This window comes from Mesorhizobium liriopis (assembly GCF_024053505.1).
GTDB classification, from domain to species: Bacteria; Pseudomonadota; Alphaproteobacteria; order Rhizobiales; family Rhizobiaceae; genus Mesorhizobium_B; species Mesorhizobium_B liriopis.
In genome coordinates this window covers 400,335-419,761 of the sequence record NZ_JAMXQS010000001.1, presented here as the reverse complement: position 1 = coordinate 419,761, position 19,427 = coordinate 400,335, and the positions used below count along the sequence as shown (strand labels likewise).

The window sequence follows — 19,427 nt, the reverse complement described above, 5'->3', positions numbered from 1 at the left end:
AACGGTGCGAGACACGCTTGCCGCTGTGCGCCTTTTGGCTGCGGCCTTCCTGCTGCTTTTTCCGACGCTCGCAGCGCATGCGCTCGAGCCCATCGCGATCGCGCGTGACGACCGCGCGCTCGACCTGTCGGCCGCCGTCGAAATCCAGCGCAACAAGGGCGACAGTTTCCAGGTCTCGACCGCGCCCGGCGCGGATGGGGTGGTGCGGCGTATCGAGGTGGAGGCCAAGGACGCGCGCGCGAGCGGCGACTGGGCCGTCTTCGCGCTCGCCAACACGACCGACGAGCAGCTCGACCGGCTGATCGTGGCGCCGCATTTTCGTCTGGTGGATTCGGGTTTCGTCTGGCCGGATCTCGGCTCGACGCGTATCGCGGCCATCACGCCGAGCGAAGGCTTCGCGCTCGACCGGCAGGACAGCCCGGATGCCGACGTGTTCCGCGTGACGCTCGATCCGGGTGCCGTGGTGACATTCGTCGCCGAGCTCGCCTCCCCGCGCCTGCCGCAGGTTTATCTATGGGAGCCCGAGGCCTACAAGGATTCGATCAACTCCTACACGCTGTTCCGCGGCATCGTGATCGGCATTGCGGGCCTGCTCGCGCTGTTCCTGACGATCCTTTTCGTGGTCAAGGGCACGTCGATGTTCCCGGCGACGGCCGCGCTTTCATGGGCGGTGCTGGCCTATATCTCGGTCGATTTCGGTTTCCTGAGCAAGCTGATCGAAATCTCGCCCGGCAATGAGCAGATCTGGCGGGCGAGCACGGAAGTGGGGCTGGCCGCGACCTTCGTGGTGTTCCTGTTCACCTATCTCAACCTCAACCGCTGGCACGGGCACTTCTCTTACGCGGCCATCGGCTGGGTGCTGGGGCTCCTGGCGCTCGCTGGCGTCGCCGTGGTCGATCCGCCAGTGGCGGCGGGCGTGGCGCGCATATCGTTTGCGGCGACAGCCGTGATCGGCATCGGGCTGATCGTCTATCTCGGCATCCAGAACTACGACCGGGCCGTGATGCTGATCCCGAGCTGGGTCATGGTGCTGGTCTGGATGGTGGGCGGCTGGATGGCGGTCACCGGCATGCTCGACAACGATATCGTGCAGCCGGCCATCGGCGGCGGGCTGATCCTGATCATCCTCCTGATCGGCTTCACCGTGATGCAGCACGCTTTCGCGGGCGGTGCCCTCCACCATGGCATGTTTTCCGACATGGAGCGGCAGGCGTTGGCTGTGCTGGGCGCGGGCGACGTGGTGTGGGACTGGGACGTGTTGCGCGACCGGGTGGTCACGCGGCCCGACGTCGCCTCGCAGCTGGGCCTGCAACCCGGCACGCTGGGTGGAGCGGCGCGCAACTGGTTGCCGATCCTGCATGCCGACGACCGCGATACCTTCCGCACCACGCTCGACATGGTGCTCGAACACCGGCGCGGGCAGATCAGCCAGAACTTCCGCCTGCGCGGGGCGGACGGGCATTATCACTGGTTCGCGCTTCGCGCCCGGCCTGTGGTCGGCTCGGACGGCGAGGTGATGCGATGCGTCGGCACCATGATCGACGTGACCGAACACAAGAAGTCGGAAGAGCGGCTCCTGCACGACGCCGTGCACGACAACCTGACCGGCCTGCCCAATCGCGAACTGTTCATGAACCGGCTGGAAGCGATGGTGGCCATCGCCAAGACCGAGCACAAGATCAGGCCATCGGTGTTCGTGATCGACATCGACCGTTTCAAGCAGGTGAATACGGGTCTCGGGATCTCGGCCGGCGACACGATCCTGTTGACGCTGGCGCGCCGCCTGCATCGCCTCTTGAAGCCGAGCGACTCGCTTTCGCGCTTTGCCGGCGACCAGTTCGCCCTGATGCTGATTTCCGAGCAGGATCCGGCACGCATCGCGGCCGTGGCCGACGCCATCAAGCAGGCGATCAGCGCGCCGATCAATTTCGCCAAGCGCGAGATCGTGCTGACGGCCTCCGTCGGCCTCGTTTCCTGGACGGGAAACGATGCGCTCGCCGAGGACATGGTGAAGGATGCCGAGCTCGCGATGCATCAGGCCAAGCGCTTTGGCGGCGACCGCATCGAGCCCTTCCGCCCGGCCTTCCGCACCGGCGGGACGGATCGCCTGCAGATCGAATCCGACCTTCGCCGCGCACTGGAACGGCGCGAGCTGACGCTGGCCTATCAGCCGATCGTGCGGCTGGAAGATCGCAGTCTGGCTGGCTTCGAGGCGCTGATGCGCTGGGAGCATCCGCGCCGCGGGCAGATCCCGCCTTCGGACTTCATTCCGATCGCCGAGAATTGCGGGCTGATCGTGCAGCTCGGGCTGTTTGCCATGCAGCGGGCGGCGGACGACCTTTCGCTCTGGCAGGACCAGTTCGGGTCGCATCCGCTCTTCGTGTCGGTGAACCTGTCGAGCCGCCAGCTGATCCGCCGCGATCTCGTCAGCGATGTGCGCTCGGTGGTGGCGCGCGCAGGGATCAAGCCGCGCTGCTTCCGGCTTGAGCTGACGGAATCGCTGGTGATGGACAATCCCGAGCAGACCGCGCATGTCCTCAAGAAGCTCAAGGGCCTCGGCATCGGGCTTTCACTCGACGACTTCGGCACGGGCTACTCGTCGCTCTCCTATCTCACGCGCTTCCCGTTCGACACGATCAAGATCGATAAGAGCTTCGTGGACGACAACTCGCCCAAGCGCACGGTGCTGCTGAAAAGCATGGTGAGCATGGCGCACGAGCTGGGGCTGTCGGTGGTGGCGGAAGGGGTCAGCGACGAAAGTGACGCGCTTCAGCTGCGCCAGATGGGCTGTGAATATGTGCAGAGCTTCTTGTTCGGCGCGCCGATGACGGCGGATGCGGTGCAGAAGCTGTTGCGCGAGCAGTTCCGCGCGGCCCAGCCGCAGAGTTAGGCGTGACCGGCGGCGCTGCTGAGATGCGCGATGTCCACGCCGATCGAGGCGAGAATGCGCACGTAAGTCTCGTCGAGGTCGTTGCCGAACAGCATGTCGAGGCTGGCGGGTGCAGTCAGCCATCCATTCGACGCGATCTCGGTTTCGAGCTGGCCGGCACCCCATCCAGCATAGCCGAGCGCCATCAGCGCATGGCGCGGGCCGTTGCCGGTGGAGATGGCGCGCAGCATGTCGATGGTGGCGGTGAGGCAGACATCGTCGGACACGGCCAGGGAGGAATCCACCTGATAGTCGCCCGAATGCAGAACGAAGCCGCGCGAACGGTCCACCGGGCCGCCATTGCGCACCACGATGTCGCGCGCCCTGGACGGCAGGCGGATGGCTGCGTCCTCATCGACGATGCCGAGTTGCACGAGCAGGTCGGGAAAGAGCATGGCCTGGGGCTGGTTGATGATCAGTCCCATCGCGCCTTCTTCCGAATGGGCGCAGACATAGATAACGGCGCGCGCGAAGCGGTCGTCCTGCATGGACGGCATGGCGATCAGGAAATGACCGTCCAGAAATCCCGGCTCGGCCTCGGCTTTGCGGCGCAGAATATCCATGCCCGTCATGGTAATCTCTTTCCCAAGCACTTGAAAAGACTGTTTTCGGCGCGTGTCGTCAATTCACCTGGAACCGGCAAACGGATTGTCCAGCACGTTTTGCCAATAAAATCGCTTACATTTGTGCTGCTTTGCGCATCACTCTTTGCGCTTCCCGCGCGAGCGGCTTCCACGGACTGGGTCGAGTCGGAAGGCGGAAGCGTGCGGCTGATCACGGCCGGTCCCGCTGCCGATGACGGGAGCTTGCGCGGCATTCTCGAGATCGATCTGAAGCCGGGCTGGAAGACCTATTGGCGCGACCCCGGGGAGGCCGGCGTGCCCCCGAGCCTGGACGTTTCGAAGAGCGAGAATGTGGGCGGGGCGGAAATCGCGTTCCCGGCGCCCGAGCGGCATGATGACGGGTATGGGCCATGGGCCGGCTATGGCGCTTCGGTTTCACTGCCGGTGACGTTCAGGATCGCGGACACAGCGAAGCCGTGGCGGCTTCAGGCGGATGCGTTTCTCGGTATCTGCCAGACGATCTGCGTGCCGGTGCAGGCGAGTTTTGCGCTGTCTTCGGACCAGCGGGACGATGCGGAGGACAAGGCGGCCGTGGAAGCCGCGTTCAAGGCCCTGCCTATGGCGGCTTCGGCCGCGTTCGGCATCGTGAAAGGGGAGCGCGAGGGAAACCGCATCGTCTTCACCGCGACGCTGACGGATGGCGCGGAAAAGCCGGAGCTGTTTCTGGACGGGCTCGGCCAATTCACCTTCGAGGATTTCACGAGTGCGAAGAGCCCGGATGGCTGGCGGTTCGCGGTGCGTGTGGCGGCCGAACCGAAAGACAAAAAGACGTTGGCCCTGCCCTACACGCTGAAAGCTGGGGACCGAGCTGTGTCGGGCACCGTCACGCTGCCTTGAGCCTTTCCCTTTTCGCGCCCCTGCCCTAACTGCCCCGCGGATCAATCTTCCGGAGCACGCCATGACCATCGCCCCCGGCGACACCATTCCCGACGTTCAGCTCAAGCTCGCATCAGCCGATGGCGCGAAGGATGTGAGCACGAAAGAGCTCTTCGCTTCCGGCCGCTCGGTGCTGTTCGGCGTGCCGGGCGCGTTCACGCCGACCTGTTCCAACAACCACCTGCCCGGCTTTGTCGAGAACCGCGACGCCATCGGTGCGCGGGGCGTGGAACGGGTCGTGGTGGTGGCCGTGAATGACCACCACGTGATGGCAGCCTGGGCGCGATTTGCGGGCGCGGAAGGCAAGATCGAATTCCTGGCGGACGGGAATGGCGAGTTTGTAAGGGCGCTGGGGCTGGACGTCGATCTGGCGAAGGCCGGGATGGGCGTTCGCTCGCAGCGCTTCTCGATGATCATCGAGGATGGCGTGGTGAAGGAGCTGAATAGCGGCGACGCGCCGGGACAGGCCGAGATTTCAGGCGCTGCGCGGATTTTGGAGCAGTTGTGAGGGTGACTACTGCTGAAGCGTTGTTCGGGCGGTGAAGTTACCCCCACCCCGCATCCCTCCCCACAAGGGGGAGGGAGGCCGTCATCGGTGTTCCTGACCTCAAGACTTGACGCCTGGTCTGAGGGTACGGCCGCCGCGCTCACCTCCTCCCCCTGTGAGGAGCGATACAGGTGGGGGCGACGCGGCCATTGCTTCACCCCTTCCGCAACAGCGTTCTGACAACAGCGTTCTGAGAAGCAGCCCCTAGGCCGCCGCCACGCCCTTCTTCTTGAACGGCGCCATGCCCGCCCGCGCCAGCTCATCTGCCCGCTCGTTCTCGGGGTGCCCGGCATGGCCCTTGACCCAGTGCCACGTCACTTTGTGGCGCATGCGCTGTTCGTCGAGCGCCTGCCAGAGTTCGGCATTCTTGACCGGCTTCTTGTCGGCGGTCCTCCAGCCGTTCTTCTTCCAGCCGAAAATCCATTTGCCGATGCCGTCGCGAACATAGTTGCTGTCGGTGTAGAGATCGACGGTACACGGCTCTTTCAGCGCCTGAAGCGCGTTGATGGCGGCGAGAAGTTCCATGCGGTTGTTGGTGGTCTGGGCCTCGCCGCCCGACATTTCCTTTTCCTTGCCGTTCCAGCGCAGGATGGCGCCCCAGCCGCCCGGGCCGGGATTGCCTGAACAGGCGCCATCGGTGAAGACATCGATCTGTTTCACTGCAATCCGTAATCCGCCGGCGTGGAGACCTGCCGATGGAAGCGCAGGCGGCGCACATATTCCATCGGATCGCGCTTCTTGACGAGTGGCCCGTCGGGGATCGTCAGCCAGTCGTAAAGCCGCGTGAGCATGAAGCGCAGCGCCGAGCCGCGCGCGAGGATCGGCAGCGCCTGCGCTTCTGCCGTCGAGAGCGGGCGTACCGACTGGTAGCCGGCAAGCAGGGCCGCGCCCTTGGTGATGTTGAAGGAAAAGTCCTTTTCGAAGCACCAAGCGTTCAGGCAGGTGGCAAGGTCGTAGGCGTAGAAATCGTTGCACGCGAAATAGAAATCGATCAGGCCCGACAACTTCTCGCCGAGAAAGAAGACGTTGTCGGGAAAGAGGTCGGCATGGATGACGCCGCCGGGCAGCTCTTTCGGCCAGTGCGCGGCAACGGCCGCGAAATCGCTTTCGACTTCCGCGCCCAGGCCCGGCTCGACCTCATCGGCGCGCTCGCGCGAGTTCTCCCACAGCGTCTGCCAGCCGGGCACGGCGAGCGCGTTGGGGCGGTGGCCGGCGAAGTCGGCGCCGGCAAGGTGAAGGGAGGCGAGTGCGACACCCACTTCGCGGCAATGCGCGACGTTCGGGCGGCGCATCCAGATGCCTTCGAGGAAGGTGACGAGGGCCGCCGTGCGCCCGGCGAGCGGGCCGGTCATCGCGCCATCGCGGCGGCGCACCGGTTGCGGGCAGGCGATGCCGCGCGCGGCCAGATGCTCCATCAAGCCAAGAAAGAAAGGCAGATCGCTCGTTTCGACGCGCTTCTCGTAGAGCGTCAGGATGAAGGAGCCGCCTTCCGTGTGAAGCAGGAAGTTCGAGTTCTCGGTGCCTTCAGCGATGCCTTTGTAAGAGAGCAGGCCGCCGATCTCATAGGCGTCGAGGAATGCGGCGAGCTCACCCTCGCCCACATCGGTATAAACGGCCATCAGGCATCACCGTTGACGAATGCCATATCGGCCTTTTCGAGCGGCACGTCGCGAAGCGCACGCAGCACCGGGAAATTCTCGGTCTCGACGCGGATAACCGCAAGGTCGAGCGTGACATCGTAGCGGTCGCGAAAGGCCTGCACGATCTCGTCGACCACGACTTCAGGCGCGGAGGCACCGGCAGAAAGACCGACTGTCCGCAGTTCCCCGAGGTCGTCCCACGGAATCTCTGCGGCACGCTGGACGAGAAGCGATTGCCTGGCGCCTGCCCGGCTCGCGACTTCCACCAAACGTTTGGAATTCGAGGAGTTGGGTGCGCCTACGGTGAGGAAGAGATCGGTGCCCGGCGCCGTTTCCTTGACCGCATCCTGCCGGTTGGTGGTGGCGTAGCAGATCGAGTCGCTTGAGGGCGCCTGGATGAGCGGAAAACGCGCCTGAAGGGCTGCGACGATGCCGGCGGTGTCATCGACCGAGAGCGTGGTCTGGGTGACGAAGCCGAGATTCTCGCCGGTGCCGGCATCGAGGGCTGCAACATCCTCTTCGGTCTCGATCAACGAGACGGCGCCGGGCGGCAGCTGCCCCATGGTGCCGATGACTTCAGGATGGCCCTTGTGGCCGATCAGAAGCACGTGGCGGCCCAGGCGCTCGTGGCGCATGGCCTGCTTGTGAACCTTGGACACCAAGGGGCAGGTCGCGTCCAGGAAGAACAGGTTGCGCGCTTCGGCATCCTCGGGCACCGATTTCGGCACGCCATGGGCGGAAAAGACGACGGGGCGGTCGCGGTGCTCGTCGGGGATTTCGTGCAGTTCCTCGATGAAGACCGCGCCCTGCTGGCGCAGGCCTTCCACCACGAAGCGGTTGTGCACGATCTCGTGGCGCACATAGACGGGCGCGCCGTGCTTTTTCAGCGCGAGCACGACGATCTGGATGGCGCGATCGACGCCCGCGCAGAAGCCGCGCGGCTCGCACAGGCGCAGTGTGAGCGGCGGCTTGGCGGCCTCGGGCAGGATCGCGTCGGCGATAAGGGAGAGCACTGTCATGTCGGCCCGGAAATGAGGGTCCGGCCCCTGCCCTGTCAAGGTGCGCGACGCGCGCGAAGCAACCAGACGACCACAACGCCCAGCAATGCGGCGGCAAGGCCATACCATGTGACGGCATATTGCAGGTGGTTGTTGGGCAGATCGACGATGGTGACGCCGCCCACCGGCCAGCCGCCGGGCGCAGCTCCGGGACCGGCGTCGATAAAGAAAGGCACGAGGCGATCGCCGGTCGGCAAGCCCGCACTTTCCACCATGCGGTCCCGGTCCTTCCAGTAGAAGATGTTCTTGGCCAGATCGTTGTCGGGCACGAGCGATGACGGCTTTTCCGCCAGCGGATTGCGCGCGAGGCCCGTGATCGTGACACGGCCGGGAATCAACCCCTGCTGACGCTTCGCGCTTTCCTTGAGCTCGAACGGCACGAAGCCGCGATTGACGAAAACGGCCCGGCCATCCTCGAGCATCAGCGGCGTGTAGACGTAATAGCCGGTCTGACCCTGCCACGTCGCGAAGAAGTGGCGCTCCCTGGTGTGGTCGAAGGTGCCGGTCACGGAAACCGGCCAATATTCGACATCGCCGGTGTCGCGGAAGCGTGCTTCGATGGCGGCGAGCGGCTGAGGCGCGGCGGCGGTGCGTTCGGCGATCGACGCGAGCAGCGCCTCCTTCCACTGCAATCGCTCGACCTGCCACGTGCCCAGCGCGACGAGGATCGCGAAGGCAAGGGTGGACACGAGGAGCACGAGCCAGCGACGCGGGTGCCGTGCCTCCGCTCCGGTCAGCTCCGTGGTGCTCACTCAGGCCTGTCCCAGCGGCCTTCGGCGGCGCTGTTGCTGTATTGGAGCGTGACGAGCACACCCTTCATCAAGCGCAGGGAGCCGAGACAGAGAATGGCGGCGAGCGGCACCCAGAGCACGAAATGCAGCCAGAGCGGGGGCGCGTAGTTCACCTCTGCCCAGAGTGCCAGGCCCACCACGATGAAACCGACGACGAGCATGGCGAAGACGGCCGGGCCATCGCCGGAATCGGCGAAAGAGTAGTCGAGGCCGCAACGCTCGCACTGTTTGTCCAGACGCAAAAAGCCGGCGAAGAGCCGGCCCTTGCCACAGCGCGGACAGCGCCCGCGCAGGCCTGCCGAAATCGGTTCGACGGGCGGATAGGCGGCATCGGCTTTCACGCCGCCGCCCGGTTCGCTCACGGTTAGTGGCCCTCGGCGATGGTCGCGCCGACGGAGCCCCAGATATAGATCGAGGCGAAGAGGAAGAGCCACACCACGTCCACGAAGTGCCAGTACCAGGCAGCAGCCTCAAAGCCGAAATGCTTTTCCTTGCTCATGCCACCGCGCATCGCGCGAACGAGGCAGACGAGCAGGAAGATGGTGCCCACGAAGACGTGGAAGCCGTGAAAACCGGTCGCCATGAAGAAGGTCGCGCCGTAGATCGAGTCCTTGAACGCGAAAGGCGCGTGCATGTACTCGTAGGCCTGCACGAAGGAGAACAGCACGCCGAGGCCCACCGTCAGCACGAGGCCCGAGATCAGGCCCTTGCGGTCGTCATGGAGAAGCGCGTGGTGCGCCCAGGTGACGGTTGTGCCCGACAAGAGCAGGATGATCGTGTTGTAGAGCGGCAGGTGGAAGGGATCGAGGACCTCGATGCTCTTCGGGGGCCAGACGCCGCCGGTATATTCGGTGCGCACCACCTGATGCACTTCGGCCGGAAACAGGCTCGCATCGAAATAGGCCCAGAACCACGCCACGAAGAACATCACTTCGGAGGCGATGAACATGATCATGCCGTAGCGCAGATGCAGGCTCACGACCGGCGTGTGATAGCCTTCGCGGCCTTCCTTGATCGTGTCCGACCACCAGCCGAACATGGTGTAGAGCACGATGACGAGGCCGATGAAGAACAGCCAGGGATTGGCGAGGTTGAGCCCGAAGAAGGGAAGCGAGCCGCCCTTCAGATACTGCATCCACGCCACGCCGCCGAGCGCCATGACGAAGGCGCCGACCGAGGCAAGCAGCGGCCAGGGGCTGGGATTGACGAGATGATAGTCGTGATGCTTGGCGTGCGCGTCTGCCATGTCAACCTCCGATGTTTCCCTTAGGTGCCGGCGCCTGCGCGGTAGAAGCCGGTTTCCCCTCCGTCGGGAAGAACGTGTATGAAAGCGTGATCGTTTGAATGTTCTTGAGCTCGGGCGCGTTCACGATGTCCGGGTCGACATAGAACACGACGGGCATGTCCAGGGTTTCACCGGGCTTGAGCGTGGTGTCGGTGAAGCAGAAGCATTCGAGCTTGGAGAAGTAGGCGCCGGCGAGTTCAGGCACGACGTTGAAGCTCGCCGTGCCGCGCAGCGTCCTGCCCGTTCCGTTGGTCGCCTTGTAGTGGGCCTGCACCGTTTCGCCGATCTTCATGGTCATCGAGCGCTGAACGGGCTCGAAATCCCAGGGCAGATTGTTGGTGTTGGCGTCGAAGCGCACGGTGATGGGCTGGTCGAGGATGACATCCGAGGCCTGTTCGACACGCTGCGTCGTGCCGCCATAGCCAGTGACCTGACAGAACAGCGAGTAGAGGGGCACAGCAGCGTAAGCCGCGCCGACCATGGCGCCGAAGAACGCCACGCAGGACAGTGCGACCGTCCGGTTGGCATTGCTCTTCTTCGCGTTCCCTTCTGCCATCGCGCCTCTCCTCAGATCGGCCGGTTGAAAAGGGCCGCGCCGAATTTCAGCACACTGCCGAAATAAACGAGCACGACGAAAGCCGCGAGCGCCAGCCCGATGGCGATCGAGCGCGAGCGCTGCGCCTTTTTCTGGCGCTCGGAAAGCACGATGCGCTCTTCGTCCATCGCCTTAACCAACGATGCCAGCATGCATCAGCGCGATATCAACGAGATAGAGCGCGAAGATCGCAAAGAGGTAGATGAGCGAGAAGCCGAACAGCGCCTTGGCGGGCTTCATCGCCTGGTCTTCATCCGTCATGCGCAGCACCGTCCAGGCATACCAGACGAAGCCTGCGCCCAATGCCGTCGCGCCTGCGCCATACACGACCGAGCGGTAGTCCATCAGCCAGGGCAGCATGCCGATGGGCGCGAGAAGAAGCGAATAGGCGAAGATCTGGCGGCGGGTGGACGCAAGACCACGCACGTTCGGCATCATCGGAATGCCGGCCTTGCCGTATTCGCCGGCCTTGAAGAGCGCGAGCGCCCAGAAATGCGGCGGCGTCCAGAGGAAGGTGATCATGAACAGGATCACGCTTTCCCAGCCGATTGAATTGGTGGCTGCGGCCCAGCCGATCATGGGCGGGAAGGCACCGGCGGCACCGCCGATCACGATGTTCTGCGGCGTCGAGCGCTTGAGCCACATCGTATAGATCACGGCATAGAAGAAGATCGTGAAGGCGAGCAGCGCGCCGGCGAGCCAGTTGACCAGCAGGCCGAGCGTAAAAACGGAAAAGGCCGACATCACGATGCCGAAGCCGAGCGCCTCGCCGGGCAGGATGCGGCCGGACGGCAAAGGCCGGGAAGCGGTGCGGGTCATTACGCGGTCGATATCGGCATCGTACCACATGTTGAGTGCACCGGACGCGCCCGCGCCAACCGCGATGGCGAGGATCGCAATCATGCCCAGCACAGGGTTGTGCGAGCCGGGGGCAGCGGCGAAGCCGACAAAAGCGGTGAACACCACGAGCGACATCACGCGCGGCTTCATCAGGGCAAAGAAGTCACCGGCCGTCGCCTCGGAAAGGCGAGGCAGGCTGTCTTCCATCCTGTTGTCGATAAGCGCCATGAGCGATGCCTGCCCTGTTACTTCAAGCTTGCAAGGCCGCCCTTTAGGGAAAACGGGCGGCGTCGCATATTGTCCAAATTGTCCGCGCCTCAGCGAATGCGCGGCAGCTCTTCCCACTGGTGGAAGGGCGGCGGCGAGGACAACTGCCATTCCAGCGTCGTCGCACCCTCACCCCACGGATTGGCACCCGCGATGCGCTTCTTGGCGAAGGCCTCGAACACGCCGAACAGGAAGATCAGCACCGAGATGGCCGAAAGGTAGGAGCCGTAGGACGACACCATGTTCCAGCCATGGAATGCGTCCGGATAGTCGATGTAGCGGCGCGGCATGCCGGCGAGGCCGAGGAAGTGCTGCGGGAAGAACACGAGGTTCACGCCGATGAACATCAGCCAGAAGTGGATGCGCGCGATTAGCGGCGAATACATGTAGCCGGTCATCTTCGGGAACCAGTAGTACCAGCCCGCGAAGATCGCGAAGACGGCACCGAGCGACAGCACGTAGTGGAAGTGCGCGACCACGTAATAAGTGTCGTGGAAGGAGCGGTCGAGGCCGGCATTGGCCAGCTGCACGCCGGTGACGCCGCCCACGGTGAACAGGAAGATGAACCCGATCGCCCACAGCATCGGCGTCTTCATCGAGATCGAACCGCCCCACATTGTGGCGATCCAGGAGAAGATCTTCACGCCCGTCGGCACCGCGATAACCATGGTGGCGAACACGAAGTAGCGCTGCGTGTTGAGCGAGAGGCCGGTCGTGTACATGTGGTGCGCCCAGACCACGAAGCCGACCACGCCGATGGCGACCATGGCATAGGCCATGCCGAGATAGCCGAAGATGGGCTTGCGCGAGAAGGTCGAGACGATGTGGCTGACGATGCCGAAGCCCGGCAGGATCAGGATGTAGACTTCCGGGTGACCGAAGAACCAGAACAGATGCTGGAACAGGATCGGATCGCCGCCGCCTTCGGGTGCGAAGAAGGTCGTGCCGAAATTGCGGTCGGTGAGTAGCATGGTGATGCCGCCGGCCAGAACGGGCAGCGAGAGCAGCAGAAGGAAAGCGGTGATCAGCACCGACCAGGCGAAGAGCGGCATCTTGTGCAGCGTCATGCCCGGTGCGCGCATGTTGAAGATGGTGGTGATGAAGTTGATGGCGCCCAGGATCGACGAGGCACCCGCCACGTGCAGCGACAGGATCGCGAGATCCATCGCAGGGCCCGGCTGGCCGGACGTCGAAAGCGGCGGGTAGATCGTCCAGCCGCCGCCCACGCCATGCGCGCCCGGAGCTGACGGCATGAAGGCCGACAGGATGAGCAGCAGGAAGGCGGGCGGGAGCAGCCAGAAGGAGATGTTGTTCATGCGCGGAAACGCCATGTCCGGCGCACCGATCATGATCGGCACCATCCAGTTGGCGAACCCGCCGATCAGGGCGGGCATGACCATGAAGAAGATCATGATCAGACCGTGAGCGGTCGTGAAGGCGTTGTACATCGACTTGCCGGCGTCGATCGCCGCATCGCCCTCTACGCCATAGACCATGGAGGCAAGGCCATGGAAAATCTGGATGCCGGGTTCCTGAAGCTCCCAGCGCATCATCACCGACAGGAAGCCGCCGACAATGCCCGCCATGATGGCGAAGATCAGATAGAGGGTGCCGATGTCCTTGTGGTTGGTGGACAGGAACCAGCGCGTGAAGAAGCCCAGCGGCTTGTGGCCGTGGTCGTCGTGGGAGTGGATGACTGCGTCTGCCATTGGGGTCGACCTTTGATCCTTACTCGGCCGCGGCCAGCTTGTTGCCGGTGTCGGTCTGCGCCATCAGAGCGCGGTTCGCGCCGGGCAGATCGGTCTTCGCGGCGGCGAGCCACGTGTCATATTGGGGTTGCGTCACCACGCGGATGGCGATCGGCATATAGGCATGGTCCTTGCCGCAAAGCTCGGAGCACTGGCCGTAATAGAGGCCTTCCTTTTCAGCCGAGAACCAGGTCTCGTTGACGCGGCCCGGCACGGCATCGACCTTTACGCCGAAGGCCGGCATAGCGAAGGCGTGGATCACGTCGCTGGCGGTAACGAGCAGGCGCACGGTGGTGTTCACCGGCACGACGATCTCGTTATCCACGGCCAAAAGGCGCGGATAGGCGCCAAGATCCTGCTTGCCCAGTGCCTGGCGGTCTGCATCCTGCAGAAGCGGGGCGGAGTTGAAGGAAAGCGGCGCATCGCCGACCTGATATTCGTAGTCCCAGTTCCACTGGTTGCCGGTGGCCTTCAGCGTCATGGTGGGCTCGTTCGGCGGCGTGTACTGCGCGGTGAGAAGCTGGAAGGACGGCACCGCGAGGAAGAGCAGGATCACCACCGGCCCGACGGTCCAGATCACTTCGATGGCCGTGTTGTGGCTGGTGCGCGAAGGAATGGGGTTCGCGCTCTCACGGAAGCGGAAGATGCAGTAAGCGAGCAGAACGAGAACGAGAAGTGTCACCGGGATGATGAACCACAGCGTGTATTTCTCGAACCACGTGATCTGCTCCATGATCGGCGTCGCGGCCGGCTGGAACGTGGTCTGCCAAGGCGTGGGCTGCGCGGCATAGGCTGAACCGAGAGCGAGGCTCGCAAACAGCGAGGCCATGCCCAGTTTGGCTGAAAGTTTCCGCATTCCGCTCGAAATCTCCGCTCCCGGCCGGCAAGGGCCGGTCAAATCGCAAGCAGGACGGACGACCTCCTCCAGTCTCCGTCCCCTCATCGCGGTTCAAACCATACTCTTTTATGGAGGGCAAGAATTCAGCTTTGCCGCCGATGCGGCATTTTGCAGCCATTTTATGGCAGCCGGCCGCGACAAGCCGATAGGCAGAGGCTGCGGCGGTCGCAATTCAGTCGGATTTAAGCGAAAAATAACATGTGCGCGGCAGAGGCGCTGGCATCCGCTTCGCTCTCCCCCTTATGTTGCGCCTCCTGGGCCTTCCGGCGATTCGCGAAGGCACTGATGAAGTTCCGGGCCGTGTCGGCCCTCGATGAATTTGGAGTGCCGATGCGTCCGGTCCGTCTTTTCCTGAAGCTCGCGATGGTGGGCGCACTCGTGTCCGCGAGCCCGGTCTCCGTGGGGGCGGCACTGGCGCAACAGCCCGCACCGGCGCAGCAGCCGCGCGCTCAGCAGCCGGCGCCGGCGGCCCCTGCCCCCGCCCCGCAGGGCCAGCCGCAAGCCGGACAGGTACGCGCGACGCATGGCGCGTGGTCGATCATCTGCGACACGCCGGCTGGCGCCTCCTCCGAGCAGTGCGCGATGATGCAGAACGTGGTGGCCGAGGACCGGCCGGAGGTCGGCCTTTCCGTGGTGGTGCTGCGCACCGCCGACAACAAGGCCGAGATCCTGCGCGTGCTCGCCCCGCTCGGCGTGCTCCTGCCCAACGGCCTCGGCCTCAACGTGGACGGCAAGGATATCGGCCGGGCCTATTTCGTGCGCTGCTTCGGCGATGGATGCTATGCCGAGGTGATCCTCGAGAAGCAGCTGATCGACACCTTCTCCAATGGCAAGTCGGCCACCTTCATCGTGTTCCAGACGCCCGAGGAAGGCATCGGCATTCCCGTCGCGCTGAACGGCTTCAAGGAAGGCTTCGCCGCGCTGCCGAGGTAAGGCACGCGTTGCAGTCGTGGTGCCAGCTCCCTACATCGCTGGCACACCAGAATTCTTCGCGGCGGATCCCTTCATGAAATCACTTATCGAGCAGTTCGACGTCTCGGAAGAGACGGTCCGCCAGATCGTGGCAGACACGATCAAGGGCTCGGACGATGGCGAGCTCTTTCTGGAATACAGCGAGAGCGAAGCGCTGATGTTCGACAATGGCCGGTTGAAGACGGCCAATTTTTCGACCGATCAGGGCTTCGGCCTGCGCGCGGTGGCGGGCGAGGCGACGGGCTTCGCGCATTCGAGCGAATTGTCGGAAGCGGCCCTCTTGCGCGCTTCGGATGCCGTCTCGACCGTCAAGGCCGGTTATTCCGGCACGCTGGCGGCCGGCCCGCAGGGCACGAACAGGCATCTCTATGGCGACGAGAACCCGATCGGCGAGCCGTCTTTCGGCGCGAAGGCGCGGCTCTTGGAAGAGATCGATGCATTCTGCCGCGAGAGCGATCCGCGCGTGCGGCAGGTGACGGCCTCGCTTGCGGCCTCCTGGCAGCATGTGGAGATCATGCGCGGCGACGGCACGACGGTGCGCGACATCCGACCCCTCGTACGCGTCAATGTTTCGGTCGTGGTGGGTGACGGCGACCGTCAGGAAACCGGCTCCTATGGCATGGGCGGGCGCAAGGGCTTCGGTGAGTTCGTGGCCGAAGAGAACTGGAAGGATGCCGCGCGCGAGGCCTTGCGCCAAGCACTGGTCAATCTCGAGGCGGCACCGGCACCGGCCGGCACGTTCGATATCGTGCTGTCTTCCGGCTGGCCGGGCGTGATGCTGCACGAGGCGGTGGGCCATGGGCTCGAAGGCGACTTCAACCGCAAGAAGACCTCGGCCTTCGCCGGGCTGATGGGACAGCAGGTCGCGTCCAAGGGCGTCACCGTGGTCGATGACGGCACGATCCACGAGCGACGCGGCTCGCTGACTGTGGACGACGAGGGCACGCCTTCGGCACGCAACGTGCTGATCGAGGATGGCAAGCTGGTCGGCTACATGCAGGACCGCCAGAACGCGCGGCTGATGGGCGTAAAGGCGACCGGCAATGGCCGTCGCGAATCCTACGCGCACCAGCCGATGCCGCGCATGACCAACACGTTCATGACCTCGGGCGACAAGACGCCGGAAGAGATCATCGCGTCGGTCAAGAACGGCATCTATGCCGTGTCGTTCGGCGGCGGACAGGTGGATATCACCAGCGGCAAATTCGTGTTCGGCTGCACCGAGGCCTATATGATCGAGAACGGGGTGGTGACCCAACCCATCAAGGGCGCCATGCTGATCGGCAATGGGCCAGACGCGATGCATCGCGTGTCGATGATCGGCAACGACTCCAAGCTCGACACCGGCATCGGCATGTGCGGCAAAGCCGGCCAAGGCGTGCCGGTGGGCGTCGGCCAACCGCATCTGCGGATGGACGCGATGACCGTGGGCGGGACGAAAGTCTAGACCCAGGAAGCAGGCGTCGTCGGCAGGCGGCCCTCGGGGTCGATGACGGAAAGTTCGGGGGCGTTCGCCTCGTTCCAGCGCCAGAGCGCGACGCATGTGCCGCCGCGCGACATGAAGGACGGGTAGATCACCCCGTCCCAGCCGTCGTTCAGCAGCTTATCACGCAGGGTATAGGTGGGCGGTACCTCATCCGCATCAATGGTGGCGCGCCATTCGGTGTGGTGGATGCTCTCGTCGAGGCCGAAGTGTTCGAGCGCAGCGACATCGGTCAGATCGGCGAGTTTCGCGCCGCGCAGCTCGAGCTGCGCGATCAATGCTGGGTGCTGGACGAATCCCTGATTGTACTCAGCCCATGCGGTGGAAAGCTCGCGGGCTGCGTAGATCGTCGGGGCGCCGACAGGGTTCCAGCGCCCACCGAAGCGCGCCGCGCCTTCACCTGACAGGGGAAGATGAGCCCAGCGCGGCACGAAGGCGCGCCAGAGCGTCAAGGCTGCGTCAGGCATAAACGCCGGAGCGTACGGCCTCGAGATAATTCAATACCTTGTCGGACTTACCATCGCGCACGAGATCAAGCGCCGATTTGCCGGCCCAGCCGGGCAGTGGTTGGTGCTTGAACCAGATGGCCGCGCGCCGCTCGTCGCCTGCCATCTCCTCTGCCATGGCAAGAATGCGAACCACCGGACTCAAGGCCGCATCGACCTTGCGCGCGCCGGACGCTGCAGTCAGCGTGTTACGAGCGACGCCGATCAGGCTCGACAGTTCGGAAAGCGTGACGCCCAAAAGCTCGGCGACGCGCCGTGCCGACAGATGCGTAGCGTCGCTGGATTCATAACGGGAAACTGTCAGGGCTAACGACACGGCACGCCTCTTGAGCAGGGATTGATCGCGTGTCGGGCAAGTTATGCTCAAGAAGTGCTCGTTTCAAGCCTAGCGCCGGCTCTTCGGCTTTTCCAGCAATGCGACGGCTTCGACGTGGCTCGACCAGAGGAACTGGTCGAGGGGAACGACGCGGGTGACGCGGTAGCCGCCGGCGACGAGGATCGAGAGATCGCGGGCGAGCGTCGTGGGGTTGCACGAGACCGCGGCGACGCGCGGAACGGTGGATTTCGCGAGCTCGCGGGACTGAAACTCTGCACCGGCGCGCGGCGGGTCGAAGACGACCGCGTCGAAGGTGTTCAATTCCTTGGCGGTCAGCGGGCGGCGAAAGAGATCGCGGCGCTCGGGGGTGATGGGCTTGAGGCCAGGCGTGGCGCGGGCGGCACGGTCGAGGGCACCGATGGCAGCCGCGTCGCTTTCCACGGCATGGACGCGGGCATTCCGAGCCAAGCGGAAGGTGAAAGCGCCGCAGCCGGCGAAGAGGTCGGCGACGTGCTTCGATTTCTTGACGTGATCGAGCACGAGCGCAACCATCGCGTCTTCGGTCTCGGCAACAGCCTGAACGAAGGCGCCGGGCGGAACATTGACGGCGGCCTCACCCATCATGACCACAGGCTTGCGCGGCTCGACGATGATCTCGCCATCCACCGAAAGGCGCGCCAAGCCGTTGCGCACGGCGAAGTCGGAAGCCGCGCGGCGCTCGCTTTCGCTCAATTTGCCGGACTCTTCGGCTGAAACATCGAGGCCGGATGCTGTGGCAGTGACGAGGAGGCGGAACGATTTCGGCGTCTTGGCGATGGTTTCGACCAAACGGCGCAGCATGGGAAGCGCATCGACGATCAGCGGCAGCGCGATCCAGTTCTCTTCCAGATCGACGATCTCGTGCGAGCGGACGCGGTTGAAGCCGAGCAGCGCGCCGGCCGCGACCAGCCGCGCGGTAAGCGCCACGCGACGGCGGGAGCGTGGGGCGCAAGGGATCAGCGGGGCGACTTCCGCGGCTATGCCGGCACTTTCGAGGACATGAACGACGCGCTCGCGTTTCCAGGCGCGATAGGCTTCGTCTTCCATGTGCTGGAGCGCGCAGCTGCCGCAGGTGCCGAAATGCCGGCAGGGCGGCTCGACGCGCTGGGGTGAGGCGCGCAGAAGCGAAAGCAGATGCGCGCCGTCGGCATCGAAGCGCACCTCGGCCTCCTCACCGGGCAGCGTGAACGGCACGTGGACGGGCTTGCCGCCGCGATGGGCGAGGCCATCGCCGCCAGCCGCAAGGCGCTCGATGGTAAGGGTTTCGCTCATTGGTCTTTCCTTCCGCCGAGCAGATATTCCTGATTGCCGTCGCCGCCTTCGATCGGTGCGGGGACGAGGCCCGTCGTGCGCCAGCCGGGCTGGGTGTCGAGCCAATCGCGGATGCGCTGGGCGACGCCCTCCCCTGCGGAGGGGTCGCGCAGGATGCCGCCTTTGCCGATGGCCTCGCGGCCGGCTTCGAATTGCGGCTTCACGAGGAAGACGCCCCATGCGCCGGTCGCGGCGAGCGCGAGAGCGGGCGGCAGAGCGAGCGTCAGGGAGATGAAAGAAACATCGGAGACGAGCGCATCAGGGCGCCGGGAACCGAGATGGGTTTCGGAGAGGTCGCGTGCGTTCAAACCTTCGAGGACCGAGACGCGGCGGTCGTTGCGCAGGGCTTCAACCAGTTGGCCATGGCCGACATCGAGCGCGACGACATGGGCCGCGTTTCGTTCGAGCAGCACTTGCGTGAAGCCGCCGGTGGAGGCGCCGATGTCGAGGGCGTGGCAGCCGACGGGATCGAAGCCGAACGCGTCGAGGCCGGCGATAAGCTTGAGGGCCGCGCGGGAGACATAGGCGCGGGCCGGATCATCGACAGTAAGCGTGTCGGCTTCAGCGATGTCCTGCGCGGGCTTGCGGCAGACCGCGCCGCCGACGCTCACCGTGCCCCGCAAGACGGCGTCCCGGGCGCGGGAGCGTGAGGGAAAAAGCTTGCGCGCGACCAGCGCCTCGTCCAGCCGCATCGGATGACGAA

Annotated in this window: 21 protein-coding genes; 5 read left to right on the top strand and 16 right to left on the bottom strand. The window is 64.6% G+C overall.

Annotation, left to right across the window (positions count from 1 at the left end; translation table 11 throughout):
* Nucleotides 1–25: 25 nt before the first annotated feature.
* On the top strand, nt 26–2,890 hold the full coding sequence (locus NGM99_RS01975) for an EAL domain-containing protein (protein WP_252815832.1): 2,865 nt from the start codon (nt 26–28) through the stop codon (nt 2,888–2,890).
* Here NGM99_RS01975 and NGM99_RS01970 read toward each other — a convergent pair.
* Nucleotides 2,887–3,492, bottom strand: coding sequence for a YqgE/AlgH family protein (locus NGM99_RS01970; RefSeq protein ID WP_252815830.1), 606 nt, complete (start codon nt 3,490–3,492; stop codon nt 2,887–2,889). The genes NGM99_RS01975 and NGM99_RS01970 overlap by 4 nt on opposite strands.
* A gap of 201 nt (nt 3,493–3,693) precedes the next feature.
* Here NGM99_RS01970 and NGM99_RS01965 point away from each other — a divergent pair, with 201 nt between their 5' ends.
* Together NGM99_RS01965 and NGM99_RS01960 are read left to right on the top strand one after the other, a co-directional pair.
* Entirely contained in the window at nt 3,694–4,389 is a 696-nt protein-coding gene (locus NGM99_RS01965; RefSeq protein ID WP_252815406.1) for a protein-disulfide reductase DsbD domain-containing protein, read from the top strand.
* Between the two features lie 61 nt (nt 4,390–4,450).
* The gene (locus NGM99_RS01960; protein ID WP_252815404.1) at nt 4,451–4,936 is read left to right on the top strand and encodes a peroxiredoxin; all 486 of its coding nucleotides are present in this window, start codon (nt 4,451–4,453) and stop codon (nt 4,934–4,936) included.
* Between the two features lie 243 nt (nt 4,937–5,179).
* Here NGM99_RS01960 and rnhA read toward each other — a convergent pair whose 3' ends face one another.
* The 11 genes from rnhA to coxB form a co-directional block, all read right to left on the bottom strand.
* Nucleotides 5,180–5,635, bottom strand: a complete 456-nt coding sequence (rnhA, locus tag NGM99_RS01955; protein WP_252815402.1) for a ribonuclease HI — start codon at nt 5,633–5,635, stop codon at nt 5,180–5,182.
* Nucleotides 5,632–6,594 carry a homoserine kinase gene (locus tag NGM99_RS01950; RefSeq protein ID WP_252815400.1) on the bottom strand — a complete coding sequence of 321 codons (963 nt, stop codon included), beginning with the start codon at nt 6,592–6,594 and terminating at the stop codon, nt 5,632–5,634. The genes rnhA and NGM99_RS01950 overlap by 4 nt, the downstream gene beginning before the upstream one ends.
* Nucleotides 6,594–7,634, bottom strand: coding sequence for a 4-hydroxy-3-methylbut-2-enyl diphosphate reductase (gene ispH / locus NGM99_RS01945; RefSeq protein WP_252815397.1), 1,041 nt, complete (start codon nt 7,632–7,634; stop codon nt 6,594–6,596). Before ispH ends, NGM99_RS01950 begins: the two co-directional genes overlap by 1 nt.
* A 35-nt stretch (nt 7,635–7,669) precedes the next feature.
* Complete coding sequence (locus NGM99_RS01940) at nt 7,670–8,425, bottom strand: SURF1 family protein (RefSeq protein WP_435371364.1); 756 nt, start codon at nt 8,423–8,425, stop codon at nt 7,670–7,672.
* Nucleotides 8,422–8,826 carry a DUF983 domain-containing protein gene (locus NGM99_RS01935; protein ID WP_252815395.1) on the bottom strand — a complete coding sequence of 135 codons (405 nt, stop codon included), beginning with the start codon at nt 8,824–8,826 and terminating at the stop codon, nt 8,422–8,424. Before NGM99_RS01935 ends, NGM99_RS01940 begins: the two co-directional genes overlap by 4 nt.
* 2 nt (nt 8,827–8,828) lie before the next feature.
* Nucleotides 8,829–9,710 carry a cytochrome c oxidase subunit 3 gene (locus tag NGM99_RS01930; protein ID WP_252815393.1) on the bottom strand — a complete coding sequence of 294 codons (882 nt, stop codon included), beginning with the start codon at nt 9,708–9,710 and terminating at the stop codon, nt 8,829–8,831.
* 1 nt (nt 9,711) lies between these two features.
* Entirely contained in the window at nt 9,712–10,305 is a 594-nt protein-coding gene (locus NGM99_RS01925) for a cytochrome c oxidase assembly protein (protein WP_252815391.1), read from the bottom strand.
* Between the two features lie 11 nt (nt 10,306–10,316).
* The gene (locus tag NGM99_RS01920) at nt 10,317–10,472 is read right to left on the bottom strand and encodes a cytochrome c oxidase system small membrane protein (RefSeq protein WP_252815389.1); all 156 of its coding nucleotides are present in this window, start codon (nt 10,470–10,472) and stop codon (nt 10,317–10,319) included.
* A 4-nt stretch (nt 10,473–10,476) separates the two neighbouring features.
* Nucleotides 10,477–11,412 carry a heme o synthase gene (locus tag NGM99_RS01915; RefSeq protein WP_252815387.1) on the bottom strand — a complete coding sequence of 312 codons (936 nt, stop codon included), beginning with the start codon at nt 11,410–11,412 and terminating at the stop codon, nt 10,477–10,479.
* Nucleotides 11,413–11,501: 89 nt separating this feature from the next.
* Nucleotides 11,502–13,160 carry a cytochrome c oxidase subunit I gene (ctaD, locus tag NGM99_RS01910; protein WP_252815385.1) on the bottom strand — a complete coding sequence of 553 codons (1,659 nt, stop codon included), beginning with the start codon at nt 13,158–13,160 and terminating at the stop codon, nt 11,502–11,504.
* Between the two features lie 19 nt (nt 13,161–13,179).
* Entirely contained in the window at nt 13,180–14,055 is an 876-nt protein-coding gene (gene coxB, locus NGM99_RS01905; RefSeq protein WP_252815383.1) for a cytochrome c oxidase subunit II, read from the bottom strand.
* Nucleotides 14,056–14,460: 405 nt separating this feature from the next.
* On the opposite strand from coxB, the gene NGM99_RS01900 reads away from it, so the two are divergent.
* Together NGM99_RS01900 and tldD are read left to right on the top strand one after the other, a co-directional pair.
* Entirely contained in the window at nt 14,461–15,030 is a 570-nt protein-coding gene (locus NGM99_RS01900) for an invasion associated locus B family protein (protein WP_252815826.1), read from the top strand.
* A 73-nt stretch (nt 15,031–15,103) separates the two neighbouring features.
* A complete protein-coding gene (gene tldD, locus NGM99_RS01895; protein ID WP_252815381.1) occupies nt 15,104–16,516 on the top strand; it encodes a metalloprotease TldD in 1,413 nt (470 codons plus the stop codon).
* Here the strand turns inward: tldD and NGM99_RS01890 are convergent.
* The 4 genes from NGM99_RS01890 to NGM99_RS01875 form a co-directional block, all read right to left on the bottom strand.
* Complete coding sequence (locus NGM99_RS01890; protein ID WP_435371375.1) at nt 16,513–17,046, bottom strand: RES family NAD+ phosphorylase; 534 nt, start codon at nt 17,044–17,046, stop codon at nt 16,513–16,515. The genes tldD and NGM99_RS01890 overlap by 4 nt on opposite strands.
* On the bottom strand, nt 17,012–17,374 hold the full coding sequence (locus NGM99_RS01885) for an antitoxin Xre/MbcA/ParS toxin-binding domain-containing protein (RefSeq protein ID WP_252815377.1): 363 nt from the start codon (nt 17,372–17,374) through the stop codon (nt 17,012–17,014). The genes NGM99_RS01890 and NGM99_RS01885 overlap by 35 nt, the downstream gene beginning before the upstream one ends.
* A 69-nt stretch (nt 17,375–17,443) precedes the next feature.
* A complete protein-coding gene (locus NGM99_RS01880) occupies nt 17,444–18,685 on the bottom strand; it encodes a class I SAM-dependent RNA methyltransferase (protein WP_252815375.1) in 1,242 nt (413 codons plus the stop codon).
* Complete coding sequence (locus tag NGM99_RS01875) at nt 18,682–19,416, bottom strand: TlyA family RNA methyltransferase (RefSeq protein ID WP_252815373.1); 735 nt, start codon at nt 19,414–19,416, stop codon at nt 18,682–18,684. The genes NGM99_RS01880 and NGM99_RS01875 overlap by 4 nt, the downstream gene beginning before the upstream one ends.
* Nucleotides 19,417–19,427: the final 11 nt, after the last annotated feature.